Annotated in this window: 16 protein-coding genes; 3 read left to right on the top strand and 13 right to left on the bottom strand. The window is 48.3% G+C overall.

The features are described from left to right. Position 1 precedes the first annotated feature (1 nt). The 9 genes from AC0MA3_RS18030 to AC0MA3_RS17990 all read right to left on the bottom strand — a co-directional run bounded on the left by AC0MA3_RS18030 (position 2) and on the right by AC0MA3_RS17990 (position 8,315). Positions 2-943, bottom strand: a complete 942-nt coding sequence (locus tag AC0MA3_RS18030; protein ID WP_474657204.1) for a glycosyltransferase — start codon at positions 941-943, stop codon at positions 2-4. A gap of 19 nt (positions 944-962) precedes the next feature. Next, positions 963-1,655 carry a sugar transferase gene (locus AC0MA3_RS18025; protein WP_474657203.1) on the bottom strand — a complete coding sequence of 231 codons (693 nt, stop codon included), beginning with the start codon at positions 1,653-1,655 and terminating at the stop codon, positions 963-965. Between the two features lie 54 nt (positions 1,656-1,709). Next, positions 1,710-2,597: a UTP--glucose-1-phosphate uridylyltransferase GalU gene (galU, locus tag AC0MA3_RS18020; protein WP_379154403.1), complete on the bottom strand. Its 888-nt coding sequence runs from the start codon at positions 2,595-2,597 to the stop codon at positions 1,710-1,712. A gap of 144 nt (positions 2,598-2,741) precedes the next feature. Then, entirely contained in the window at positions 2,742-3,383 is a 642-nt protein-coding gene (locus AC0MA3_RS18015; RefSeq protein WP_474657202.1) for a CpsD/CapB family tyrosine-protein kinase, read from the bottom strand. After that, positions 3,367-4,107, bottom strand: a complete 741-nt coding sequence (locus tag AC0MA3_RS18010; RefSeq protein WP_474657201.1) for a YveK family protein — start codon at positions 4,105-4,107, stop codon at positions 3,367-3,369. Before AC0MA3_RS18010 ends, AC0MA3_RS18015 begins: the two co-directional genes overlap by 17 nt. 404 nt (positions 4,108-4,511) lie before the next feature. After that, the gene (locus AC0MA3_RS18005) at positions 4,512-5,147 is read right to left on the bottom strand and encodes a response regulator (RefSeq protein ID WP_379154397.1); all 636 of its coding nucleotides are present in this window, start codon (positions 5,145-5,147) and stop codon (positions 4,512-4,514) included. A gap of 23 nt (positions 5,148-5,170) precedes the next feature. Continuing rightward, positions 5,171-6,586: a sensor histidine kinase gene (locus AC0MA3_RS18000; protein ID WP_474657200.1), complete on the bottom strand. Its 1,416-nt coding sequence runs from the start codon at positions 6,584-6,586 to the stop codon at positions 5,171-5,173. Between the two features lie 555 nt (positions 6,587-7,141). Beyond that, a complete protein-coding gene (locus AC0MA3_RS17995) occupies positions 7,142-7,312 on the bottom strand; it encodes a hypothetical protein (protein WP_379154391.1) in 171 nt (56 codons plus the stop codon). Positions 7,313-7,457: 145 nt separating this feature from the next. Further along, the gene (locus AC0MA3_RS17990; protein ID WP_474657199.1) at positions 7,458-8,315 is read right to left on the bottom strand and encodes an AraC family transcriptional regulator; all 858 of its coding nucleotides are present in this window, start codon (positions 8,313-8,315) and stop codon (positions 7,458-7,460) included. Positions 8,316-8,396: 81 nt separating this feature from the next. Between AC0MA3_RS17990 and AC0MA3_RS17985 the strand changes: the two genes are divergently transcribed. Next, positions 8,397-10,310, top strand: coding sequence for a beta-N-acetylhexosaminidase (locus tag AC0MA3_RS17985; RefSeq protein WP_474657198.1), 1,914 nt, complete (start codon positions 8,397-8,399; stop codon positions 10,308-10,310). A 122-nt stretch (positions 10,311-10,432) separates the two neighbouring features. On the opposite strand, the gene AC0MA3_RS17980 is transcribed toward AC0MA3_RS17985, so the two are convergent. Together AC0MA3_RS17980 and AC0MA3_RS17975 are read right to left on the bottom strand one after the other, a co-directional pair. Continuing rightward, positions 10,433-11,509 carry a Gfo/Idh/MocA family protein gene (locus tag AC0MA3_RS17980; protein WP_474657197.1) on the bottom strand — a complete coding sequence of 359 codons (1,077 nt, stop codon included), beginning with the start codon at positions 11,507-11,509 and terminating at the stop codon, positions 10,433-10,435. Between the two features lie 46 nt (positions 11,510-11,555). Beyond that, positions 11,556-11,870, bottom strand: coding sequence for a hypothetical protein (locus tag AC0MA3_RS17975; RefSeq protein WP_474657196.1), 315 nt, complete (start codon positions 11,868-11,870; stop codon positions 11,556-11,558). Positions 11,871-12,000: 130 nt separating this feature from the next. Here AC0MA3_RS17975 and AC0MA3_RS17970 point away from each other — a divergent pair, with 130 nt between their 5' ends. Both AC0MA3_RS17970 and AC0MA3_RS17965 read left to right on the top strand, forming a co-directional pair. Beyond that, positions 12,001-12,936, top strand: coding sequence for a hypothetical protein (locus AC0MA3_RS17970; protein ID WP_474657195.1), 936 nt, complete (start codon positions 12,001-12,003; stop codon positions 12,934-12,936). Between the two features lie 82 nt (positions 12,937-13,018). Then, complete coding sequence (locus AC0MA3_RS17965) at positions 13,019-13,258, top strand: NHLP leader peptide family RiPP precursor (RefSeq protein ID WP_379154378.1); 240 nt, start codon at positions 13,019-13,021, stop codon at positions 13,256-13,258. A gap of 2 nt (positions 13,259-13,260) precedes the next feature. Here AC0MA3_RS17965 and AC0MA3_RS17960 read toward each other — a convergent pair whose 3' ends face one another. After that, entirely contained in the window at positions 13,261-15,195 is a 1,935-nt protein-coding gene (locus tag AC0MA3_RS17960; protein ID WP_474657194.1) for an ATP-binding protein, read from the bottom strand. 109 nt (positions 15,196-15,304) lie between these two features. Beyond that, positions 15,305-17,200, bottom strand: coding sequence for an ATP-binding protein (locus AC0MA3_RS17955; RefSeq protein ID WP_474657193.1), 1,896 nt, complete (start codon positions 17,198-17,200; stop codon positions 15,305-15,307). Positions 17,201-17,384 lie beyond the last annotated feature (184 nt).

Raw genomic sequence — 17,384 nt, 5'->3', positions numbered from 1 at the left:
CTCACCCCGCTGCGGATTCCCTCTTCCGGTTCCAGATCATATGAAGAGTTCCGCGAATACTCTCCAGCCGGCATTTGTTCAGGAGTCTTCTTCCCTGGCTTCTGGAGAGGATCGAATCAGCCATCACATAGATGACTTTGGCGGCCGTCTTACCCAGCAGGAGCAGATTTCCTTTCACACCATCGCTTTTCATCGCGTTGGATATGCCTTGGCTGTAATATCTTTTCATAATCCAATCTTCAGTCAAACGGTTGGCTGGTACGAAATGATCGACAGCCATCTCCGGATGATAAAGAATCGAATGTCCTTGACTTTCAATCTGATTGAACAACCAGGTCTCTTCACCGGAAAGAAGTGAATCTCCTTTTCTTCCGAGCTCCAGAGGAAACAGGCTAATGTCGAAGGCCACCTTGCGCATCGCCATATTGGCGCCGCAGGGATGCAGCCGTTTCGGATATTCCTTAATGCGGTTGCCCAAATCAACGATAGTGTAAGGCAGCTCGAACGGCTTGATCAGCCAATCCGGACGCTTACTTTCAAAGATGGGAGCAATCTTGCCACCCATGGCCATGACCTCGGGCTTTTGTGCAAACGTACTTTCAATTGTCGTTATCCAATTCCGGCAAGGAATCGCATCATCATCCAGAAAAGCGATGAGCGACGATTTGGAAGCCAGAATCCCTGTATTCCGGGCCGCCGATAATCCTTGTACCGGCTCCAGAATGTAACGGATATCCATATCTGTACCTTCTGTATCCATAAACCGCCTGACTACAGTTGCCGTATCATCCTTGGAGCTGTTATCCACCACAATGACTTCGGCCTGGTCCAGATTCTCCAGCGGTAATAGCGACTGAAGCGTCTTAAGCAGTAAAGCGGATCTGTTGTAGGTACAGATGATTATGGAAATCTTAGGAACGTCTCCGTATACAAGCATCGGCATTCACCCAATTTCCATTTTATTAATACGCATCTTTGGAGCCGAGCAGCATCAGGCCAGTCTTGAAGATTATTTTGAGATCCAGCATGGTGCTGCGGATATGGATATAGGTCAGATCCAGCTGAACCATTTCATCAAATCCAACGCTGTTTCTCGCATTTACCTGCCAATAACCTGTGCAGCCTGGCGTAACCATCAACCGCTGCTTATCATATTCCGTGTACTGGGCAACCTCTTCCACTAGTGGAGGACGGGGGCCGACGAGGCTCATATGTCCCATCAGCACATTCCAGAGTTGAGGCAATTCATCAATGCTGGTCTTGCGCAGGAATCTTCCTATACGGGTGATACGGGGATCGTTCTTGATCTTGAACATTGCACCGCTGACCTCGTTATAGGCCATCAGATTTGCTTTCAGTTCCTCGGCATTGGAGACCATGGATCTGAACTTATACATTGGAAACAGCTTCTCGTCCTTGCCAACCCGGTTCTGACGGAAGAATACTTTTCCTTTCGGGTCTTCCAGCTTAATCAGGATTGCTACCACTATGAATAGCGGCAGCAGCACGAGAAGGCCAAGAGCGGAGAAAAAAATGTCAATAATCCGCTTCATCACCAGATAGGAATCCATTTCTTTACTTCCTTCTTTGGCATGTAGCATGTAAAGTTTCGGCAGGACGGCCTCATAGTCTTCCGGCAGTTTTTGCATGCTCATTTCTCCTCATTCCTCCTAAAAGTTTGCTCTTTTCAAAAAGTATAAACCTGGTTTTTAGCTATTCAGCGTTAATCCCTCTTTACTGAGCCATTCTGCCATTGCATCCATCACCGGATACCGCAGATCCTCGCTTTGCAGTGCAAATTCAAGGGTAGTCAAAATATATCCCAGTCGTTCGCCGACATCGTATCTCGTACCATCAAAGTTATAAGCGTATACGCGCTCGCTCTGATTCAGCTTCTGAATAGCATCTGTCAGCTGAATTTCGCCGCCTGCACCTTTTTCCTGAAGATCCAGGTATTTAAAGATCTTTGGAGTGAACACATAACGTCCCATAATCGCCAGATTGGAAGGTGCGGTGCCAAGCGCAGGTTTTTCGACAAAATTATTAACCCGGTACAATCGTCCGTCCTGCAAATCGGGTTCAATAATGCCGTAACGGTTGGTGAATTCATCAGGAATCTCCTGAACCCCGATTACGGAATTCTGCGTTTCCTCGTATTGATCGATGAGTTGCTTCAAGCAGGGTACTTTGCCGGTTACGATGTCGTCACCAAGCATGACTCCGAAGGGCTCGTCTCCGATAAACCGTCTGGCGCACCATACTGCATGGCCCAGGCCTTTAGGTTCTTTTTGGCGAATGTAGTGAATTTCCACTTTGGATGAACGCTGAACTTCTTTCAGCAGCTCCAGCTTGCCGTCTTCCAGCAGTCTGGACTCCAGTTCAAAAGCGTTATCGAAGTGATCCTCAATCGCGCGTTTTCCCTTACCTGTAACAATAATGATGTCTTCGATACCGGAAGCAATCGCTTCTTCCACAATGTACTGAATAGTGGGTTTGTTAATGATCGGTAGCATTTCCTTAGGCATTGCTTTCGTCGCAGGAAGGAAGCGCGTTCCTAGTCCTGCTGCAGGGATAATTACTTTCTTTACCTTCTTCATCCGCACTTACCTCCTAAAAAGTTTTGTAAGCATATGCCTCATCCGAATATTCTTCGTACAAAACTTGCTTCGGAAGCATACACCAGGTTTTGTAAGTATTAGCTCCACTCATTTTCTCTTTAGAACAAAACCCGCTTGGAAGTACTATCTGGTCTGATTCATAGCAATTCCGAGAATCTTCACGCCTGTCTGCTCCATTAGGACTTTCAGCTTCTTAAGCGACTCGCGTTTGCTCTTGCCGTGTCTGGCGACGATAATCAATCCATCTGCCAGGGGAGCCAGGATACGCGCATCACTGTATTCTACCGCCTGCGGCGAATCCAGCAGCACCAGATCAAAGCTTGCCTTCAAATCCTCTAGCAGAGCTGCCATTCGCTCACTGCCCAGCAGATCCGGCGGACTCACACTGGTAATACCGGCAGGAATTACAGCCAGATTAGCCAGATTGCCATAAACGGCAATATCCTTTGCTTCTTCCTTGCCTCCAAGGTATGCGGCAAGCCCTTGGCTGCCCTCTACCTCAAACACGTTGTGCAGTCCCGGATGTCTCAGGTTGCAATCAACCACAGCCACTTTCTTGCCGTCTTGTACAAAAGAAACTGCAAGGTTCGACAATATCGTTGTTTTTCCTTCCCCGCCTTCGGCAGAGGTAAAGAGCAGCACTTGCCCTCCGTTGCCTTTCAGAAGACCAAGCTGGCGGATGTACGTGCGCAGCGAGCGGAAGGATTCAGAGATATGTGAGGAAGGATTGATGTCTGCAATCAGACTCTTATTCAGCCGTAACATAAGCACCCTCCCCTACTCTTGCTTTAGCATTTGCTGACTTTCCTAAATCGCGTTTGCGGATCACAGGAATGCTGGCGATAACCGGAAGTCCGAGATCGAACTCTGCTTCCTTCTCTGTCCGGAGTGTGCTGTTGAGAGTCTCCATCAGCAGAATAATTCCGATAGCTGCCATCAGTGAAACTACAAAACTGATGATGATGTTCATTGTCGCTCCACCATTAACAGGTCCAGGAACATCTGCCGGATCAGCCGGAGTCAGGAATGTTACGTTGTCCAGATTCATCAGTGCCGGCAAATTGCGGATGAATGTCTGCGAAACCGCGTTAACGATCATAGCGGCTTTGGCGTAGTTCTCATCCTGCACGCTCAGGTTGATCACCTGGCTCTTTTCCGAAGATTTGATCTGCAGCTTGCCAGCCAATTGCTGTTCTGTCAGATTGAATTCCGGATGTTCTGCTACTACACTCTTCATAATCGTGGGCGACTTCATAATTTCCTTATAGCTCTCGATGAGGTTGAGACTGAAGTTCAGATTATTAAGGTTGTTGCTCTCGGGGACATTCGCGGCGTTGTTGACGAGCAGCTGTCCGGAGGCTGAGTAGACAGGCACGACGAAGTTCTGGCTGACATAATAGGTAGTAGCGCATGAGATGAGTACAAACAGCGTGATCAACCATAACCTTTTCTTAATCAGGTTAATGTAATCCAAAATCGTCTTTTCCACAGTAACCCTCCTTCCGCATTCGTTACATTCTGAAAGCAATCATGAAAGTTTCAGATATCTTGCTTTTATTCTATCAATCCTAGGGAATCCCCACATGGGTCATACCATCACTTTAATCTTCACTTTCGTGTGAGAGGCTTTGCTACAAAAGAGGGGGCGCATGGTAGACTTTAGTAGTATATGACTTGAAAATCCTTACAAGCCGTGGCACTAATAGCTACGTATGCAGGCGTTTAGCAGACTTCTGGGCAGGTAACATCCTGTCCAGGTTATATTCAGGTAATGTTCAGGCGGCTCTGCTAATGTAAAAGGAATGCAAAATTTGTGAAAACCCTTCCAAAAGAAAACAAAAAAACACGGACAAGGATGTCCGTGTATCTAACATATTTTTAATAAAATGGAAGTTAATCGTATGACATTTCATATTTGGTGAGCCCCACCGCGTTTGCATACAATGCTGCTTGTGTCCGGTCAGCTACTTGAAGCTTCGCCAGAATCTGGCTAACATGCTTCTTCACCGTGAACTCACTGATGAACAGCCTGGAAGCGATCTCCCGGTTGCTGGCACCCTGGCCAAGCTCAATGAGCACTTCTTTTTCTTTGGGAGTTAATTCATCTGTCGGACTGTTGCCGTTCATCCGCATCTTATCTTCCATCAGTCCGGGGTCATAATACTTTCGGCCTTTATGAACCAGCTGAATGGCAAACAGCAGTTCCTCAGGCAAAGCTTCTTTGAGCACGTACCCGTCAACCAGCACTTCTTCCGCCTTCAGGAAATCCTCCCGGCTTGCCGAAGAGGTTAACAGGATGAATTTGCTGCTCATCCCGCGTGAACGCGCTGCTTTGATGACATCCAGACCTGATTCATCGGCCAGCTTAAGATCAATAAGCACAAGATCAGGCTGTGTCTCTTCTATGATCAGAAGCGCTTCTTGGCCATTCGTTGCTTCACCGGCAAAATGCAGATTCGCCTGCATAGAAATGACCGCCGCAAGTCCTCTTCTAACCAATGGATGATCATCAACAATGACGATTTTCACTTGAACGACCTCCTGCCTAAAGTTTATGCATTTTTCAGTTCAGCCACGCCGACAGGTATCGAAATTAAAATTCTGGTGCCTGCATTCTCACTGCTGGATAACTGGAAGTCACCGCCTAGGGACTGTGCCAGATACTGCATATTCTTCATGCCTAATCCGCCGGTATTATCCTCGGATTCGGTCCAGAGCAGATCAGTATCGAAACCAACGCCATCGTCGCTTATCGATAGTCTGATCCATTTCGGCTTCAGTGACAGTTCGACATCCACCCGGCTGGCTGCACCATGACGTATGGCATTGCCTGTCGCTTCGGATATAATCCGGAAGAGCGCCTTGTGGTAAGGATAAGGAAGACTGAAATCATCCCCCGTTATTTTTAATTCAATTTCCACATCATTCAGCCTGGATAAGTTTTTTAAATGTGATCTGACCATGCCCAGCCATGTGGGACCGCCGCTCTTTTTGGAGCTGAGGCTGTAGATCGTAATGCGCAGCTCCTTGGCAACCTTGGTTGCCGAATCATGGATCAGTTCAATTTGCTCCTCCAGCTCGGATTCGGACATCTTCCGCCACGTCTGCTTCAGAGAATGAGTGGCATAGACAATGCCAAAAAGGCTCTGCGATACACTATCATGCATTTCATCGGCAATCCGGTTCTGCTCATTGGTGATGATCAGCCGGTTCTCAATCACGCCCAGCTCATGGCGTTCAAGAATAATGGCGCTCAGCTCCGAGAGGAACATTAGCTGCTGGATATACCATCTGCGGCCTTCCAGGCCCTCCGATGCTTCCAGCTTGACGCCAATCATGCCCACAAAACGTGTACTCATTCTCACGGGCATAAGCAGAAAGTCTCCGAGTCCGGGTAGGCTTTTGAATACCGGTTCGCGCTGCAGTCTCCATTCATGTTCGTGCTTCTCCAGCTCTGCGAACAGGTACCATTCTTCCTCCTGCTGCCAGCCGGTCTGGCGGCTCTCAGGGGCAGGCTCCCCACTCTTTTTTGCAAACCAAAACAAGGCTTTGTCCAGCTTAGTAAGCTTTACCACATAATCCGTAATGACTTGCCCGATGTTCATGAAATCATGCTGACTTGAAGTCTCCACAATGTGATAGAGCGATTTAATGTGCTCCATGGTTTCGTTCGTCCGTGCGTTTGCCGCTTCCCGCTGCCGCTTCATCCGATTGACCATTTGCATAATTATAACCGTAAGTACCATGACTAGAAACAGGTTGCCGTTATCAAGCACTGCTTCTGCAAAAGTTTTGCCGGAAGTGTTCATAAAAAAGTAACAAAATGCGGCAAATATGCCAAAATAACCAAGCAACAGGCTCCAACTGAAATAAAAAGATAGAGAACCTGCAGCGATGAGAACCGGATTAAGAACGTATAGTTTAAAAGGACTGTCATACCCGCCAGTAAACAACGTCAGTACAATCATTCCAGCGATCTCTATGCTCACTGCAAGCATAAGAACGCGCGGCCATTTACGAAGCCTCCGATAATAAACAGTGAATATTTGGGCAAATAATAATAACAAGATGATTAATAGGGATTTAGAAAAGACGGAAGGCCCCGTATGGTCAAGGAGGTACATCAGTGATGTGAGGGACAAAGAAATCGTTCTGTAAAGTGCAATCATTCTGTCTTCCGCGGTTGCTTTAATTTTCATCCCACCACCCTATTCTCCAGTTTGTGGAAAATGCGAGCTTATTTAAGCTTTGTTTAAAAGCATCATACATGAGAAAAATCACAATAACAAGTTCCCCTTTTTGCTGATAACGTTTACAATTGGGGATTTTTGCGTAAAATAGGGCTTTTTTTTTCATAGGATTATCAAATCCCATCCTTCTTTTCTAATGATAGCGATTACAATAATTACCAGACTCCTCCTGAATCTCCGCAGACCAAATAAAACAGCCTGCCCCTAAAAAGGGACTGGCTGTTTCGGAAGCAAAAATCTATGGTTGTCGTAATCTTTCCAGGCATTCGCAGTCTATTCGGCTACCGCTGGCAAGGCTTTGGGCAACTTGGATGAATTACAAATGCAAATCTGATAGCGTTGTTCGCCAACGATATGATACCCGGTGGACAAAATACGTACAGTGTGGTTTGGTGTATCCACCTTATGGAGACTGCGGCAACTGATGCAGTAAAATTCTCTCATGGCTTCATCTCCGGCATAGTCTATAAGAACTATCGTGATTCTGCTAATTTCACCTAAATAATAACATCCTATTTTTGCCGGTGTCAATGAAAAAACCGCAAATTCCGACACACTTAGATCAATTAAAGTAGAATTTTGTCGGTAATTATAGACTTTTGCGGCAAATGAGTGGGGACACTCCCATATATTTCTTAAATAACCTTGAAAAATAAAAACAATCGCCATAATGCAGCATCCCGGCTATCGCTTTGACCTGGAGGGAGGTGTTAAGCAGCAGATGCTTCGCTTCGGCCATTTTGAGCCGGTGAATATACTCATGCAGAGGGTACCCGCTGCTTCGCCGCACAAGCCGGCGAAGTGTGGACATCGAAATATGGTGTCTGGCGGCAATGTCCCGAAGATCTGGCTTACCGTAGATGCAGGAGTTCAACTCTTCGCGGATTTGGGGCATAATGTCAGCCTCCCGTGTCCAGGAAAAACCTTGAGTGATTAGGGAGCACTCCAGCAATATCCCTTCCAGCATGGCTGCCGCCCTGTCGGCATCCGCCGGAACACCGCCCTCCATCAGTCTGAGCACCTGTTCAAAAATGGAAGAAAGCCCCGAGAACGCAGCCGCCTCAAATACTCTCCCCCCCTCGATAAGTCCTGCCTCCAGCCATTCAGTCACACGTGTACCCGTGAAATTAATATAATATTCATCCCAGCTTCCTCCCGCCTGAGGCCCGAAGCAGTAATTACAGCCAGGACGGAAGAAGAACAGGCTGCCGGCACGTACCTGCTGTATCTTGCCATCGTTCTCCATAAAGGTTCCGTTCCCGGATAATATATATACAAGTGCCCAATGCTCGAATACTGCGTTTGAACGAAACAATATCCTTCCCGGCAGATGACCCGTTTGGCCTATCTGTATCGTCTTCAGCCTAAGCCTGGAAGACTCTACTCTGGGATCAATAATCCTTATGGGGTATGGACTGATCATATAATCCATGACCTCGAACATCATGTGCATTCCTCCCTGTATCCAGGAGTGATATGGTTATTCTGAAGATGATCATATTCTACATGAACAAGAGGTGTTCACGCTATGTCTGAAAATCATCCATTGCTGCTGTTTCCGAAGCCACAGGTGTTGAACGTGTCAGACGGCCGTTTCAAGCATCCTCCCGCAGGAAGCATAGTTCTAGCGGCTGAAGCAAAAGATTCCGTCCTCCCTGCCGCGCGCCGGCTTCAGCACATCGTGTCGCAGACTCTTCAGATCAGCCTTTCCCTGTCTGTAGGCACACATTCAGCCACATGTTCGGTCTATCACTTTAGTTATAGTCCCCTGCTGCCTGCACAGGGCTATGAAATCCGCGTCGATGAGAGTGGAATTGCTGTCATCTATGGTTCTCCTCAAGGAGCCTTTTATGCTACAGCCACGCTAAAACAAATTTTGCAGCATTGCGGTAGGAGCATCCCTTACTTGCAGATTACCGACCAGCCGGACTTTGCCGCCCGGGGACTGATGATCGATATCAGCCGCAACAAAATCCCGAGGCTCGAAACCCTTTACCACATCATAGATTTCATGGCGGATGTGAAGCTGAACCAGCTGCAGTTATATATAGAAGGTTCTCCATTTGCCTATGAGTCTTTTCCACACGTCTGGGAGCTCGAGACCCCCATCACCGGCGAGGAAATTCTGCTGCTGGATGCCTATTGCAAGGAACGTTATATCGAGCTGGTTCCGAATCAAAACAGCTTCGGGCACATGGAGGGTTGGCTGACCCGTCCGGAGTTCAACGCCCTTGCCGAAACCCCTGAAGGCTTCATGCTTCCAGAGCATATGTATGATAGTGAAATGTACCCTGAGGGGCTGTTTATGCACCCGGGTACCTTCCATACTGAGGATCCTGAAGTCCTTGAACTGCTTGGCACCATGTATGATGATCTCCTCCCCTACTTCTCATCGGAGCACTTTAATGTAGGCTGTGATGAGACGTATGAACTAGGTCTTGGCAAAAGCAAAGCATCGGCCGAGGCCATAGGCAAAGGTCAGCTCTATTTATCTTTCCTGCTGAAAATTCATCAACTTGTCCAGAAGCGCGGCAAAACCATGCAATTTTGGGGAGATATTATCATCCAGCACCCTGAGCTCATTCCCCAGCTGCCCAAAGATATCATTGCCATGGAATGGGGCTACAGCGCAGCTCATCCGTTTGAAGAAGATACGCTGAAATTCCGGGAAGCCGGAATCCCATTCTATGTATGCCCCGGAACCAGCTCCTGGAATTCACTCACAGGCCGCAGCGATAATATGCTGGCCAATCTGCGCAGCGCCGCGGTGCATGGCAAGAATAACGGAGCTATCGGCTACCTGATTACCGACTGGGGAGATTTTGGACATTGGCAGCACCTGCCGGTCAGCTATGCCGGATTTGCCTACGGTGCAGCAGTAGCCTGGAATGTAGAGAACAATCTGGAAGCCGATGTTGCAGCTTACCTGAACACAGCCGTGTTTCATGACCGTTCGGGCACAATCGGGCGGCTGCTGCTCGATCTGGGCAACTATTACAAGTATGAGTCTGGCGTAGTCCGTCCAAATGATACGGAAATGTCCATGCTGTTGCGCTCCCCACTGCATCAGGTACAGCTTGTCAGCAAGTTAACGGATGAACACCTTGATCAGTTGGAGCAATATATAGAAGGAATCGACTTACAGCTCGACCAGTTGGAGCTGGGATGCGGCGATGCCCGTCTTGTTCTGGAGGAGCTTCAGAATGGTATTCATTTTGTACAGCATGCGGTACAGCTGGCCCGGATTAAGAAACAACTGGCAAAGGGGGATAAGCTCTTGGACCCGGCGCTGATCCAGCGGCAGATCAAAGACCTCGACCTCCTGCTTCACCACTACCGCCAGCTGTGGATCCAGCGCAACCGGCCCGGCGGCTTAGAGCAGAGTGTCTCGAAGCTGATCCGGCTGCGCTCCGATTATATAACACTGGCTGAAGAGCTTTAAAATTCAACTGGTAAAAAGCCAAAAGCTGCCCGTTTGCATGTCAATATCGAACGGGCAGCCTTTTTAATAAACAACGGCATTTCTGCTGTTGTTGGTTCTTCATCCCGCTCGGCCGCGCAGCCTTATTCCGCCGCCCAGGGCTGACGCTGCGACACTACCGTCTCGCCGCTATCGGCGGCCTGTTCCAGCAGTAGCGCCAAATATTGGTCCTGGCTTCCTTCGGCCAGGCTATAGAAGGATGGCCCGCCTTGGATGTAATGCTGCATCCGGGCAAGACTCTCAGCGATGGCAAGCTCATCGTCCGACAGGCGTGCAGGTCCAAAGGGATTTTTATACACCCATTCTCCATCTGCCATAATCCCCTTGAGATAAAAGCCCTCCAGATTGCCGCCATGTCCCGCATCGATCCTGCGCAGTGTGCTGTACAGCGGTGTATCATAGTCCTGCAGCCAGGATATGTCCTGATCCCTTATTTCACCACGATCCCCGCGAACCAGTACACGGTTACCGCGAATCCAGGAAAAATACTGGTCACCGGTGAAATCGAATACGCCCAGCTTGTCTCCATAGTCCAGCGTTCCCAGAGTCTGGACAGTCTGCACCAGCACTTCCGCGGAAGGAGGGCCGCTGCGCTGCGGTCCTTGAATAATCGGGGATCGGAAATTCTGCGCACGGATGCTGACATCCTCAAAGCCGATACCGAGCAAGTGCCGGATTAGACTGATTCCATGGTAACCATGCGCCGCGGATACCTGAGCCTGGCTGATGGTTCCTAGCCTTCCCGATGCAGCCAGTCTAATTCTTGCCGCATGCATCGGCTGGAACAAATATTGCTCGGCAATCTGGATCTTTGCAGAGCTGCCAACACGGTTCCACAGTTCCCAGAGCTGCTCCAGATCAGAAGCGGGAGGCGTCTCAGCGAGCACTGGAATTCCAGCCTCCGCCAATCGGATCACATATGCTGTGCTGATATCCTTTTTCAAGCTCACAACAGTAAATGAGTAAGCTCCAGACGCGATATATTCCTCAATGGTGGTATATACGCTTACGCCCCAAGCTCTGCTAAGAGCTGCAGCCTTTTCCTTATTCCGGACAAACATAGCCCCGACCGCAAACCGCTCCGGCAGTGCTCTGGCGATCCGCAAATAAAACTCCGCACGCCAGCCCCCGCCCACCAGTCCAAATACAATTTTATCCATACCCTATTCCCCTTCCACTTCATAATTCTGTTCGTGCGCAGTACAACTATTCTTCCCTTCTCCCTCTATGTTCCTCCATATCGTTCCAACGTAGTTCTTCATATTGATTCTCCAGCATTTCCCGCTCTCGCCGCTCCAATAAATCCCGGTTATGGCTCTCCCTAAGGCTTGCTTCGTCCTCGTAGATCCGCCAGAGATCAGAGAACAGATAATCTTTAACTTCTACGATGATCCCGTCCATCCTCCCGCCTTGCCAGAGTAATCCGGCAGAGGTGCGAAGCACCGTACGTCCATCTGGAGTAGCTGCTTTTTGTCCAAGGCGGATATGCATTAGCATTTGCCCAAACGTGTACCATGCCATATTATAATTCCCCCCTCGAATTTTAATTGAAAACACCTGACGGGAAGACTATAATCATCTCGAAAACCATTTTTTACCTATGGTTAATACATAGATTTACACACACAAAACTGATAAAAGGAGACCAATTATGGATTGGCTGCATGATTTCGATGAAGATCTCCGTTTAGTGTTTCAAGACTGCAGCAACATTATTTCAGGCTTCCCTGAACCACTTCGAACACAAGGATTGTCCTATCTCGATCAGTTTAACGTTTTCAGTGCAGGAAGTCACAAAAATTATATCTGTTATCTGCTGCCCTTCTGGCTAAGGGACGGCTACGGTCTTACCGATGACGAAGTCCGGCAGCTGTCGGCCGGCAATGTTTTCTGCATGCTGTATTTCTTCATTCAGGATGATTTGATCGACAGCAGCCTGGACCGTGCAGCCGGGAAGCTGCCGCTTGCGAATCTGCTGTATGTTGAATTCCTCAACAGATACAGGCCCTTATTCCCGGCGGACTCGCTCTTCTGGCTCTGCTTCAACCGGTATATCCTGGAGTGGGCGGAGAGCATGGCCGGTGAGGCGCATGGAGATTATTTCCGGAATGACCGCCTGAAGATTTCTCACAAGGCCAGCCCTCTGAAGCTTACCAGCACAGCGATTCTGCTGTATTCCGGTAATGCCCCTTTGATTACAGAAGCGGAGGAGGTGCTCCACACGGCGCTGCTTACTCTGCAAATGCTGGACGACTACGAGGATTGGGAGCAGGATCTTGACGGCGGAAGCTACAACTGCCTGTTGTCACTGGCAAGCGGACATTTCAAACTACAGAGGGGAGCGCTTACAAAAGAGCAAGTCAAAGAATATATCTTCACCACAGGGGGACTGGCCGAATATGCCGGGACAGCAGTGTCCAATCACAGGAAGCTTGAACAATGCCGACTGAACGTCCCCCATCTCCTATCCTTCCACCAGATGATGGTCAAGAATCTACAACACATCACAGCAACCATTGAGGCGGAGAAAAAGCTTTTACAACAAGGGGGTCTCTCCTATTGGTTATCCAAACATATAAATCTGTAAATAGGAAATAGGATATAGAATAATAGACTGGGCTATGCTATACTAATCAGGAAAATATAACCATTTTGGAAGGGTGATTATTTTGTCAGAAGCAGTTCTCCGAAATCAAGTGATTCAAAAGGCATGGGAAGATCCGGGTTTCAAGCAAAGATTACTCACTGATCCGAAAGCAGCCCTCCAAGAAGCGCTAGGCATTCAACTTCCCGATGATATTACTCTCAAGACCGTTGAAGAAGGATCCAACGAATTCTATCTGGTTATCCCACCAAGCCCGGCATCCGGCGTAATGAAAACGGACTTCACCACACTTAGCACCTGGTAATCCTATACAAGCTCAGTTTCATAGGAGCCAGAACCATCCGGCGCTTCTGCCAAGGGCAGAATAGTAATGGATTCGGTTCCGGCTCCTTTTGTGCTTATGAAGCGGACCTCGCCCCCCATCGCCTCAATAATCCGGAACGTCACCATGAGTCCTAGTCCTGTTCCCTTAGTCTTGTTAGAAGAGAAATAAGGCTCTCCCAACCGGCTCAGAACCCATGGATCCATCCCCGACCCGTTATCCTTGATATGAATGAATACTTTATCCTCTTTGGCATAGGCCATAATATGAATGCTACCATCTTCGCCCAGCGACTCAATACTGTTCTTGATAATATTGATGAATGCCTGCTTGAACTTGGAGGAGTTGCCCTTTACCCATAAATGGTCGGCGACCTCAAGCAGCATCTTGCCACCGTTCAAATGACATAGCGGCAGTAGAATGCTCTCGATATGCTTACATTCATCCCGGACACTGAGCAGTGAGATCTTCTCGAATTCCGGTTTGGCAAAGGTGAGAAAATCCGTAATGATATTGGACGCGCGGTCCAGCTCGCTAAGGGCCATGAATAAATATCTTCGCTCGTCACCGCTCGACTTTTCACTTAGAAGCTGCAGAAACCCTCTTGTCACCTGCAGGGGGTTGCGCACCTCATGGGCCACCGATGCAGCCAACTCGCTGATAATCTCCATTTTTTCGGACCTCTGCAATTCGTTGTTGAACAGCTCCAGCTCCCGTGAATATTTGACAACCTGCTGATGGTTCAAAGCGAGACGGCGCCCCAGGATGATGATCAAAGAGAGAATGAACACCACCAGCGCCCACTTCCAATAGAATAGATCATAATTGCCTTGCTGGATATAGTACCAGATCAGCTCACCCGCCCCGGTTAAGGCAGCAACACCAAATCCAATGGCGAAGGTGATTGCATCCTTGTTACCCCTCAGAGAGAACAGGATAACGCAGGCGATCAGCAGGATGAATTGCAGAATCATGATAATACCGATGAGGGTGGCCGATACAAAATAATAAAACTCCACCAGCCGGTTGCCCGACAGATAATTAGCAATCATGCAGGCAATGCAGAATATGGAATAGACCACCTGGAATTTACGGAATCGGCGGATGATACCATGCTTGCCGCTGCCAAAAATTTTCTCAAATAAAAAGGTCAATGCAGGCAGCAGCGACAGCAGTGCCAGATCGAAGAACACGACGCTAAGCGGGCCTAAATACCTGAAGAAGGTGTACGTAAAAGGAGAATATGTGATCGATAGAACCCCGGTAGAGGCAATAACTATAGACAGCGCAGCGGCAATAGGGAAATATTCCTTGTTCAAGTAAAACGCGCAGACAAAAAGAACGATAGCCACGAATAAAAAAGCGCCGCCCAAGACTATGTCGACCAATCCATTTTTTGAATAGTCCTTAATTAGGATACTGTGCTCACCCAGCAGCGCCTTGTCTTTAATTCCGATACGATCCTGCAGGGTCTCTGTCCATATGTATAAGGTTTTGCCGTTATCTGAGGCACTGAGAGGGATAAGCAATGAATAATTGTCATGAATGTAGTTGCGGTCGCCCTCGAAGACAAGACGTTCCCCAACATACACCTTTACATGCAGCGCGTATAATGTATCAATGTAGACCGCAGGTGAAGTATATTGATTCGCCGGCAATGCTATACGCGTCCATGCGGAGGAAATACCACTGGGAAGCTCTGGTGTACCTTGCAGTGCATGGACCTCGATCCATCCTTGTCCGTCCGCAAGCGGAACCTCCCGGCCTGACTCCCCATCCGGGCTTCCCCATTTCATCTGCCAGCTGGTGATTTCTGTGGAGCTGTAATGACCTTCTGCCGATGCCTGAAGCACACTACAAGCCATACAAAGTACGAATAGAACTACCGATAGATGTAGAATTCTAGTGAGCAAGCGCATGCGAGCACCTCAGAAGTAAATTTCAGAAACTATTGTTCTGTTATTGTTAGTACTTCGCCCCATCCACAGCCCATCCCTTCAAAATAATCGGAATTCACCAAAATAATTCCTATTTTTCTATAGACGATGGTAATTTAACAATCACTCGGGTGCCTTCACCTTTCCTACTCTGAAACTGAATGGAACCGTTCATGGCTTCAATAATCCGGAATGTCACCATCAATCCAAGCCCGGTCCCCTTCTTCTTATTGGAATAATACGGTTCGCCCAGATGAGCCAGCTCGCTCACCTTCATCCCTTCCCCGTTATCCTGCACACTGATGATGATATTCTCTCCGGACCTCCAGGCAGCAATAGTAATCAGTCCATTCTCCTCAAGGGATTCAATGGCGTTTTTGATCAGATTGATAAAAGCTTGTTTGAACTTGGAAGTGCTACCTAGCACCTGAAGTCCATTCTGAAGCTGCAGCTCGATAGCTCCCCCTTGCAGGTTAGCCAGCGGTAACAGAATGCCCGAGATATGGCGAAGTGCCTCGGCTACCTCAAAGCGGTCCAAGGTGTCAGGCCCAGGCTTGGCAAAGGTCAGAAAGTCAGTAATGATGAGCGAAGCCCTGTCCAGCTCTTCCACAGCCAACTGCAGATACTCCTTCTCCTTCTTGCCGGAACGTTCCCCCAGTATCTGCAAAAATCCACGGGTAACCTGGAGGGGGTTCCTTACCTCATGGGCCACCGAAGCCGCAAGTTCGCTGATGATCTCCATTTTCTCCGACCGCTGCAGATCATCATTGAATCGCTCCATCTCCCGGGAATATTCCAGCACCTGTTCATGATTCCTGGCGAACCTTCTGCCCAGAATGACAATAAGCGAAAGAATAAAAACAATAACGCCCCACTTCCACCATTGCAGATGATAGCTGCCTTTAACATAGTACATAACCAGCTCCATCACAGACAAAAGAGCAAACACAGAGAAACCGATCGAGAAGATAACCGCATCGCTGTTCCCTTGGAATGCAGCCCGGACTGCAACGTACAGCAAATAGACAACTTGTATCATCATTATCAGGCCCAGGATATCTACGGTGAACACTCTATAGATTCCGTCCAGCCGGTAATCCAGCAGAGCGTTGACACACAGAAACAGTAGTCCAAATAAGGAATAACCTATCTGAAATTGACGCAGCCGCTTAGTCAAGCCACGCCGGCCTGATCCGAAAATCTGCTCAAAATAAAATGTAAAAGACGGCAGCAGTGTCAATAACGCCACATCGAAGCAATGATCCAGCCAATGGCCCGGAGTGTGTAATATGACTGGCAGAAAAGGCGAATAGGTAATGAACAGTATGCCAAAACAAACAATGACCAGAACCAGAAAGAAACCGCCCTTGAAGAAATCCAGCTTCAAAAACATCAGACAAACCAGCAGGGCTGCCCCCATAAATAAAAAGGCAACACCTATCACGAGATCTGCCAAATCCTGCTTCACATAAAAAGCCAGCAGCTTGCTGTAGCTCCCTGCTCTAATTTCCCCTTCGAACCCAAAATCCTGACCGTGACCGCTACTCCACAGATAGATCCGGGAAGTTCCCTCTGCACCAGACAAAGGGATCAGTACCTTACTCCCGCTAAAGTCCACTAAATTCTGGGAATCATAGATTAGCTTATTATCCATATAAGCTTTGAGGTTACTTCCATATACTTTATCAATCAAAAGGGCCGGATTCGCCCCTGTCTCCGGGAGAGAAAAACGAAGCCAGACAGCTGACGCCCCCGCAGGGGCTGCGGGTCTTACGGATGGGCCAGCTATGGAGATCCACTCACTGTCAGGGGATGCCGCTGCTTCGGCAGGATTAGACACCGTTGAGGATTCCCATTTCAGCTGCCAGCCGGACAAGAGGGGGTCCGGCCGGCCGCTCCACTGAGAGGCGATGCCCATAGGCACTATAGCAATCAGCAGCAGCAGTGTGAGAATAGCTGCCCCTGCCTTGGTTGATGGCAACTTCATTATGGCACCTCAATAAATCTTTAGTTGGATTTATACAGTACATTCGATTCTTATTTTCGACAACGTTCGCAGCATCCCTGCCTAATATTGCAAAAAAACATCGAAAAAAGACGATAAATTACACCTTACTAAGCGGAATGCTCAAGAACTATGATGGTTAATTCTGCTTCAGATTGATTATATT

The sequence above is a fragment of the Paenibacillus sp. LS-5 genome (assembly GCF_056121505.1).
Note: the sequence above shows the minus strand (reverse complement) of the source record. Positions and strands in the feature narration are given on the sequence as shown.